8 protein-coding genes and 1 riboswitch are annotated in these 8,834 nt (G+C 73.6%); of the genes, 6 read left to right on the top strand and 2 right to left on the bottom strand.

Features of this window, described 5'->3' with window-relative positions:
• A partial coding sequence (locus tag AC5020_RS05335) for a PIG-L family deacetylase (protein WP_464987493.1) occupies positions 1-572 on the top strand: 572 nt, incomplete at its 5' end.
• Between the two features lie 29 nt (positions 573-601).
• Here AC5020_RS05335 and AC5020_RS05330 read toward each other — a convergent pair.
• Positions 602-1,324 carry an endonuclease/exonuclease/phosphatase family protein gene (locus AC5020_RS05330; protein ID WP_464987492.1) on the bottom strand — a complete coding sequence of 241 codons (723 nt, stop codon included), beginning with the start codon at positions 1,322-1,324 and terminating at the stop codon, positions 602-604.
• Between the two features lie 2 nt (positions 1,325-1,326).
• Positions 1,327-2,385, bottom strand: coding sequence for an ADP-ribosylglycohydrolase family protein (locus tag AC5020_RS05325; RefSeq protein WP_464987491.1), 1,059 nt, complete (start codon positions 2,383-2,385; stop codon positions 1,327-1,329).
• 73 nt (positions 2,386-2,458) lie between these two features.
• On the opposite strand from AC5020_RS05325, the gene AC5020_RS05320 reads away from it, so the two are divergent.
• The 5 genes from AC5020_RS05320 (at position 2,459) to AC5020_RS05300 (ending at position 8,831) form a co-directional block, all read left to right on the top strand.
• Complete coding sequence (locus tag AC5020_RS05320; RefSeq protein WP_377019122.1) at positions 2,459-3,274, top strand: hypothetical protein; 816 nt, start codon at positions 2,459-2,461, stop codon at positions 3,272-3,274.
• Between the two features lie 48 nt (positions 3,275-3,322).
• Positions 3,323-5,368 carry a M13 family metallopeptidase gene (locus tag AC5020_RS05315; protein ID WP_494564396.1) on the top strand — a complete coding sequence of 682 codons (2,046 nt, stop codon included), beginning with the start codon at positions 3,323-3,325 and terminating at the stop codon, positions 5,366-5,368.
• 19 nt (positions 5,369-5,387) lie between these two features.
• Positions 5,388-5,954, top strand: a complete 567-nt coding sequence (locus tag AC5020_RS05310; RefSeq protein ID WP_464987489.1) for a glycosyltransferase — start codon at positions 5,388-5,390, stop codon at positions 5,952-5,954.
• 34 nt (positions 5,955-5,988) lie between these two features.
• A riboswitch (TPP riboswitch) is annotated at positions 5,989-6,096 on the top strand.
• 46 nt (positions 6,097-6,142) lie between these two features.
• Entirely contained in the window at positions 6,143-6,724 is a 582-nt protein-coding gene (locus tag AC5020_RS05305; RefSeq protein ID WP_464987488.1) for an ECF transporter S component, read from the top strand.
• Between the two features lie 10 nt (positions 6,725-6,734).
• Entirely contained in the window at positions 6,735-8,831 is a 2,097-nt protein-coding gene (locus tag AC5020_RS05300; protein WP_464987487.1) for an ATP-binding cassette domain-containing protein, read from the top strand.
• Positions 8,832-8,834 lie beyond the last annotated feature (3 nt).

Genomic DNA, 8,834 nt, shown 5'->3' with positions numbered 1-8,834 from the left:
AGACGGAGATCGACGCCGCCACGAACGCGCTCGGCGTCGCCGAACGGCACATGCTCGGCACGGCTCCGGCCCTCGCCCCCGGTGCCGCACCACGCAGGTATCGCGACTCGGGGATGCAGTGGGTGCGAGACGGGCTCGCCGGCCCGTCCGACACGGCGGGGCCGACGAGCTTCACGCATCGCCCCCTCGAGGACGCGGTGACCGATCTGGTGGCCCTCCTCGAGCACGTCCGTCCCGATGTGGTGATCGGGTACGACGACGACGGCTCGTACGGGCACCCCGACCACGTCCACGCCCACCACGTGACGCTCGAGGCCTGCCGGCGCACGGGGATCCCGTTCGTGGAGGTCGCCAGCGGTGAGCGGCCCGACCGTGAGGAGACCGATGGTGAGAAGACCGGGATCTCCTGGCGGGAGCATCCCGGGACGGGCGCTGCCGTGCATCGCGCGATCGACGCCTACCGCACCCAGCTCACCGTGGTCGGCCGGGACGAGAACGGCGTGGCGATCCGTCATGTCGGCGGCCAGGACGACCTCATCGCGCTGCGGACGGGTCTGCACCCGGTGCGGTGACCGGGATCGACGCAGCGAGCCCCGGCCGCTCAGCCCCGGACCGTCACGTCCAGCAGCGTCGGCAGATGGTCGGAGGCGCCGGCCAGACGCTCCGCGGCGACCCGCTGCGTCGAGGTGACCGCCCCGGCTCGGCGCACCTGCACCGCGGGCGTGGTCATCACCGCGTCGATCCGTCGGAGAGGACGGGCCGCCGGGAAGGTGAGCTCCGAGGGCTCCGCAGGGTCCTCCAGCACCGGCGCGAGGAGGCGGCGGGCCGCACCGTCGGCCGTCTCGTTCAGATCCCCGCCGACGATCACCGGCGCGCCCGCCCCGCGCACCAGCGCGCTGAGGTGCTCGGCGTGGGCGATGCGGTTCTCCTCCTGCAGCGCGAGATGCGTGGAGGAGACGACGACCGCGCCGCCACCGGGCACCGAGAGCCGCACGGCGGCCACCCCACGCGGGTAGGTCGAGTTCAGGTCGCTCAGCCGCTGGGCGACGGGATGGGCGCCGCGCCGGATCACCTGCCGGGCGATCTCGTCGCTCGCCAGGATCGCCAGCCCCCGGCCGCCCGCGCCGCCGACCAGGACGCGCAGTCCGGTCTGCTCGGCGAACCAGGCCAGCCGCGCCGTCGGCAGCACGAACCGCGGCGCTTCCTGCATCAGCAGCACGTCGGGCTCGAGGTCGACGATCGCCTCGATCGCGGCCCGCAGGTCGCCCCGGAGCTCCCACAGGTTCCAGCTGAGGACGCGCAGATCCCAGCCTCGCTCCGACACGATCAGATCTCCTCGCCGGCAGGGGCGAGCATCGGCTCGAGCACCTGGTCGACCAGGCCGATCAGTTCGTCGACCTCGTAGCCGGGCCAGCCGAAGAGCATGCGCCGCCATTCCGGCGGCACCGACTTCGGCCCCAGCGCGGCCCCGAGCAGGGCGCCGGTGATGCAGGCGACGGTGTCCGTGTCGTACCCGGCGCGGGCCGCCGCATCCAGGGCGGCGACCATGGCGTCGCGCTGGTCGAACTTGCCCTGCGGGATCGGGCTGACCACGGTGATCGCGGACCACGCCGCCTGGAACGCACCGACGACCCAGCCGTTGCGCCGGAACGAGACGGGGGTCCCGGCCTCGGCCTCCTCGATGCGGTCGATCCACAGCGCCCGGCGCTCGTCGTCCAGCCGGGACAGGCCGCGGCGCACGTCGAGCTCCCCGGTGAGGATCGCGTGGCGCACCGCGAAGCCCCACAGCATGCAGGCCTCGGTGGCATCGGGATGGACGTGTGTGAGCCGGCACACCACGTCGATCGCGTCGGCCACGTCGTCGTCGGACGAGAGCAGGTAGGGCAGGACCGCGACGTGGGTGCGCATCAGCGACCCGTTGCCGGCATTGGCCGGGAGCTCCTCGTGCGCACCGGCCGCCGCGGCGCGGAAGTCCGCCGCCCTGGGCGCGTAGTGACCGTCCGCCCACGCCAGGTCTGCGGCGCGACGCACCACCGTCGAGGTGAGCGTGCCGATATCCGGTGTGCCCAGCGACCAGGAGTACCACTCGCGGGCGATGTGATCTTGAGCGGATTCGATGCGCAGATCGTGCCCGTCCGACGCGGAGATCGCCGCCTCCAGCACCACGATCGCCATGGACGTGTCGTCGGTCCACTCCCCCGGTTGCCAGCCCAGCACTCCGCCACCGATCATGCCGATGTCCTCGGAGGCCACCACCGGAGCGTGGAACTCGTACGGGGCGCCGAGAGCGTCTCCCGTGGCCGCCGCCACCACGGAACCGATGGCGCGCTGGCGCTGCACCGGGGTCAGCCCTGGTCCCCTGGTCTCAGCAGCGTCGGTCCTCACGCTCACATCGTTCCACACCGACCGGAATGGTTCCTGAGCCCCGCTACCCTGAGAGGGACTTCGAAGGAGTTCCATGACCGACACCTCCGGCCGCCCCGGCACCACGGGCCAGCCCGCGGAGCAGGCCTGCGCCGACCCGCACGACCACACCGGCCACGACCACCCGCCCACAGGCGCCGACCTGGTGCGCGGCCTGGTCCAGGGCTACTCGATCCTCGCCCTGATCATCCCCGTGCTCGGGGTGGTCCTGCTCCTGGCGATCCTGCCGCTGGCCCCCACCAGCCCCGTGGTGCTCCTGCTGGGCGTCGCCCTGGGCGCCTCGCACCTGCTCGCCCTGGTCGCGACCAGCCTGTTCGTCGCGCGCACCCGCCGGCAGCTGGCCGTGAACCCAGGGCTGCTCGCGGTGCGCAGCACGATCGAGGAGGTGCTGCGCGTGGCCGCGGTGCTGCTGGCGATGCTGCTGTGGCCGGCGGACATCCGCGCCGAGCTCGGCGTGTGGGTCGGCGCGGGCGCGGCCATCGTGTGGCTGGCCCTGGCCACGGTGCAGACGGTCGCGACCCGTCGCCGCATCGCGCGCCCCTCGCAATGGTCCGAGGACGCCGTCTCGACGCTGCTCGCAGGACGCGTCGGCGCCCGCTCCACCGTGATCATGCGGCTGCTGGACGTGATCGGCACCGTCGCCTTCCAGGTGGGAGCGACCGCCCTGGTGATCATGTCCCCGGTCCTCGCCATCGGCACCGCGGTCCTCTCCGTCGGCTCCGGCCTGTCCACCCTGGTCATCCAGCGCCGGCCGCCGGCGCAGCGCTCCCGGTCCCCCTGGGCGTACGCCCCGCTCGTGATCGGCCTGCTGACCCTCGCCCTCGCCTCGCTGGGTCTGGCGACCCCCTGACGGCGCACCCCACACCTGTCCCCTCCGTCCGATCCCGCAGGAGCGATGATGACCACTGCCCCCTCGTCCGAGACCACCGTGAACTCCGGCCTCGTCCTCGACCAGGTCGATCCGGGCATCCGCCTCCAGGACGACCTCTTCGGCCACGTCAACGGGCGATGGCTGCGCGAGCACCGGATCCCGGCGGACCGCTCCAGCGACGGAGCCTTCCATCAGCTGCGCGACCTCTCCGAGGAGCGGGTGCGGGAGATCGTCGAGCAGGCGGCGGCAGAGGTCGAGCAGGCGGCGGGGACCGGAGACGGGGCCGCCGAGGGAGCACCCGTCACCGACCGCGGCCGCGTCGGCGCGCTGTACCGCATGTTCATGGACACCGAGGCGATCGAGGCGGCCGGTACCGCGCCCCTCGAGGACATGCTGAGCTCCATCACCGCGGCCGACGACCTCGAGGCCATCACCCGCACCATGGCCGCCCCGGATTCGGGCGCGAGCGCCCTGCTGGCCTACGTGTGGACCGACGACCACGATTCCTCCAGCTACCAGGTCAAACTGCATCAGGGCGGGCTCGGCCTGCCCGATGAGTCCTACTACCGCGAGGAGCACTACGGGCAGATCCGCGAGGCCTACACCGAGCACCTGGCCGCTCTCGCCCGCCTGACCGGCCTGCCCGGCCGCGAGGGCCTGGTCGAGGGCGATGCGGCCGCACAGGCCACCGCGGTGATGGACTTCGAGACCCGCCTGGCCGGATGCCACGTCGACGTCGTGCGCCTGCGCGACCGCGAGAAGTCCAACAACCCGATGGACGAGGCGCAGCGCCGCGAGCTGGCCCCGGCCTTCCCCTGGACCGCCTACATCGAGGGCACCGGAGCCCCGGAATCGGTCTTCGACGTGGTCTCGGTCGGCCAGCCCGAGTTCGTCTCCGCCGCTGCCGAGCTGCTGGCCGGCGAGGACCTCGCCGTGCTGCGCACCTGGCTGGCCCTCCACGCCGTCTCCTCGTACGCCCCCTACCTGCCCGCGGCCATCGTCGAGGAGGACTTCGCCTTCTTCGGAAAGGTGCTCTCCGGCGCCGAGGAGCTGCGCGAGCGCTGGAAGCGCGGCGTCGCCTTCGTCGAGGGCGCCGTGGGCTTCGCCGTCGGCCGCGAGTACGTCGACCGCCACTTCCCGCCGGCCCACAAGGAGCGCATGACCGCACTGGTCGATGCTCTGCTGGAGGCCTACCGCAGCTCGATCGGGACCCTGGAGTGGATGACGCCGGCCACCCGGGAGAAGGCGCTGGCCAAGCTCGAGAAGTTCACCCCCAAGATCGGCTACCCCGAGCGCTGGCGCGAGTACGACGGGCTCGAGGTGGTCCCCGGCGACCTGGTCGCCACCGCGCGCGCCGCACGCCGCTTCGACGCCGACTACGAGTACGCCAAGGTCGGCGGCCCCATCGACGAGACCGAGTGGCACATGACGCCGCAGACGGTCAACGCCTACTACAACCCCGGGCGCAACGAGATCGTCTTCCCCGCCGCCATCCTGCAGCCGCCGTTCTTCGACGGCGAGGCGGAGGACGCCGTGAACTTCGGCGGCATCGGCGCGGTCATCGGCCACGAGGTCGGCCACGGCTTCGACGACCAGGGCTCGAAGTACGACGGGGACGGCAACCTGGTCACCTGGTGGACGGCCGAGGACCGTCAGGCCTTCGACGACCGCGCCGCCACCCTCATCGCCCAGTACTCCGAGCTCTCCCCGCGCGACCTCGACGACTCCCACCGCGTCAACGGCGCCCTCACCATCGGCGAGAACATCGGCGACCTCGGCGGTCTCTCCATCGCCGTGAAGGCGTACCTGGCCAGCAGGTCCGCCGAGGAGGCCGCGGCCGAGCTGGACGGGTACACCGGTCTGCAGCGCATCTTCCTGTCGTGGGCGACGGTGTGGCGGGGCAAGAACCGCACGCAGGAGGCGATCCGCCGGCTCGCGGTGGACCCGCACGCGCCGATGGAGTTCCGCTGCAACACGGTCGCGGGCCATCTCGACGAGTTCCACAGCGCCTTCGGCGTGCGCGAGGGCGACGGGATGTACCGCGCCCCCGAGGAGCGGGTGTCGATCTGGTGAGCACGACGGTGAGGATCCCGTGAGGCCCGAGGCGCCGTTCTACGTCGGCACCACCAGGCCCTCCTGGGTCGGGTGGACCCGCATCGCCCTGACCCTGCTGTTCGGTGCGGTCCTGGCGCTGGTGCTGGCCCAGCGCGGCCTCGTGGCCGCCGTGCCGCCGGCCGCCGGGGTGTTCGCACTGCTGGCGCTGTGGACCTGGATGGGCCAGCACACGCGCTTCATCGTCGACGACCGCGGCCTTACGGTGAGCCTCGGCGGTTTCCTGCCGCGCCCGACGTGGCCGCTGGCCGGCTTCCGCACCGTCCAGTACCGCATCGTGCCGCAGCCTGCCGTCGGGGCGAGCCTCGGCGGCTACGGATGGCGCCGCGGCATGGTGACCCCCGCCCGGCCCGAGGAGCTGCGGCCCGTCGGCGACCGGAAGCTGCTGACCGGCGGTGAGACGCGGCAGTCCTACCGCATGGTCGTCACCCGGCCGGGGACCATGGTCGAGATCGTCGGCCGCGAGGGCACCGGGTATCTGCTGACGCCCGAGGACCCCGAGGCGACGGCCGCGGCCATCGACCAGGCGATCCGGGCGCGGCGCTGACGCCACCGCCGAGGGAGTATCCTGAGTGCCGGTCATCCACTGACAGGGGAGCACCAACGGGGTGCTGAGAGTGCGCGAACCTGCGCAGACCCTCGAACCTGATCCGGTTCACACCGGCGTAGGGAGTCGGGATATCCGTGCGGCATCGATGATGCCGTGCGCCCCTTCCGTGAGAGGAAGGAGAAGTGATGACACGCTTTCGCACCATTGATCTGCTGGTCACCGTCATGATCGGGGCAGCCTTCGGCGTCGCGTTCCTGGGGTACGGCCAGCTCTACACCCTGATCAGCCCGCTGACGATGGCGTTCCGCCCCGCCGAGGGTCTGCTGGTGGGCATCTGGTTCCTGCCCGCCGTCCTCGCCGCCCTGATCGTCCTCAAGCCCGGCGCGGCGCTGCTGGCCGAGATGATCGCGGCATGCCTCGAGATGCTGCTGGGCGGCCAGTGGGGCTGGGGCACCGTGGTCTCCGGCCTGCTGCAGGGCGGCGGCGTCGAGCTCGCCGTCGCGCTGACCGCGTACCGCCGCTTCACGCTCCCGGTGGCGGTCCTCGGCGGAGTCCTCGCCGGCGGCCTGGAATGGATCTGGGAGCGCTTCGCCTACTACCCCGAGATGAGCTGGCCCTTCGCCCTGATCCTGCTCGGGTTCTTCCTCGTCTCCGGCGCCGCGCTGGGCGGCGGCCTGGGCTGGGCCGCGACCCGTGCCCTGGTGGCCACCGGCGCGGTGGATTCACTCGCCGCGGGACGGGAGCACGCCCGCGCCGCCGCGGCGTGAGGACTGCGGCGTGAGAACCAGGGAGTCCGCCGCCGGGGCCGCGCTTGCGCTGTCCCGGGTCAGCTGGCGCCCGAACTCGCGGCGGGAGCCGACGGTCGCCGACCTCGACCTGAGCATCCCCGCCGGTCAGCGCGTGCTGCTCGCCGGCGCGAGCGGAAGCGGGAAATCGACGGTGCTGCGCGCCCTCGCCGGTCTTCTCGATGAGGAGGCCGGCGAGCTCTCGGGGCACATGGCGGTCTCGTCCCGGCCCGGAGAGCGCGGCCTGCTGCTGCAGAATCCCGCGCACGCGCTGGTGGCCGCGACCGTGGGCCGCGATGCCGCCTTCGGGCCCGAGAACGCGGCCCTGCCCCGGCCGGAGATCCACCGGCGCGCCGCGGCGGCGCTGGATGCCGCGCAGGTGGACCTGGAGCCCTCGCGCGACCCGCTGGAGGCCTCCGGCGGGCAGCAGCAGCGCATCGCCCTGGCCGGCGCCCTCGCGCTCGGCCCGGACATGCTGCTGCTGGACGAGCCCACGAGCATGCTCGACGCCGAGACCGCCGAGCAGGTGCGCTCGGCGATCCTGGCCAGCGCCGAGGGCCGCACCCTGGTCGTCGCGGAGCACCGGATCGAGCCCTGGCTGGATCACGTGGACCGCCTGGTGGTCCTCGGCGAGCAGGCCCGGATCCTCGCCGACGGGGACCCGCGGACGGTGCTGGCCGCCCAGAGCGATCTGCTCGAGGAGGCCGGAGTGCTGGCGGGGCGGGAGGCGCCGGCGGATGCCGGGCCGTCTCCGCGGCGTCCGAGCGGGAGCGATCCCGGGACGGTGGTCGCCTCCCTCGAGGAGGTCACCGTGCCGCGCCGGGGCGTCACGATCCCCGTCGGCCTCGAGGCGCGGGCCGGGCAGCTGACGGTGCTGACCGGGCCCAGCGGCGCCGGCAAGACGACCGTCGTCCGCGCCCTGCTGGGGGCGATGCGCCCCGCGACCGGCACCGTCCGGCGCCCGGATCGCGAGCGCATCGCCGTCGTCCCCCAGGATCCGGAGCATTCATTCGTCGCCGCCACCGTGCGCGAGGAGCTGCTGGCCTCTCCGTGGGCCGACGACGAGCACCTCGCGGACGAGCTCCTGGAGCGCGCCGGCCTCGCCCATCTCGCCGGGGCCAACCCCTACCGGCTCTCCGGCGGGGAGCAGCGCCGCACCGCACTCGCGGCCGCCCTCGCCCAGCAGCCCGACCTGCTGGTCCTCGACGAGCCGACGGTCGGGCTGGACGCGCGCCGCCGCGGCGCCGTGCTGGACCTGCTCGAGGAGGCCGCCGCGCGCGGCGGCGCGGTGCTGGCCGCGACCCACGACCCCGAGCTCATCGCCCGGGCCGATCACCGGATCGAGCTGCCGGGTTCAGAGCACGGGGATCCTCCCCCGCCGCGCCGCCGGATCCCGGCCGACGCCCTGAACCCGCTGACCCTCTGCCTGATCGGCATCCTCGCCGCCATCGGCTCGTTCGCGATCCAGACCTGGCAGGGCGGTCTGCTCGCGCTGCTGCCGCTGGTGCTGCTGGGCCCACTGGCGGTGCGCACGCTGCGCGGCGCGGCGCTGCGGCTGACCCCGATCCTGCTCTCGGCCGCCGGGCTGGCCTGGACCACCGCCCTGCTGGGGGACGCGCCGGCGCTGTCCGGGGACGCCTGGCTGCTGGGGCTGAAGGAGGCGGCCCGGATCATGATGTTCGTCGCGCCGGGGGTGCTGGCCCTGGGCAGCGTGGAGGTGACCGCCCTCGGCGACGCCCTCGGAGGCCGGCTGAGACTGCCCGCCAGGCCGGTCGCGGCCTCCGTGGTCGCGCTGGTGCGAGTCGGGCACCTCGGGCGGCAGTGGGAGATCATCCTGCGCACCCGGATCCAGCGCGGGCTGGGCACGGCCGCCTCGCCGCGGCTGCTGGCCGGGGCGACGCTCGCCCTGCTGGTCGACACCCTGCGCAGCGCCGAGCAGCAGGCGCTGGCGATGGACGCCCGCGGCTTCGCGACCGCGACGCGGCGCACCTGGACCGAACCCAGCCGGTTCGGGCCGGCCGACGTGCTCGGCGCGGCGATCGCGGTGGCGCTGCTGATCTGGCCCGCGATCGCGGAGCTGCTGGTCTAGCCT

It is taken from the genome of Brachybacterium sp. SYSU DS0246 (assembly GCF_059391765.1).
The sequence above is the reverse complement of the archived record's forward strand: the minus strand, read 5'-3'. Positions and strand labels throughout refer to the sequence as shown.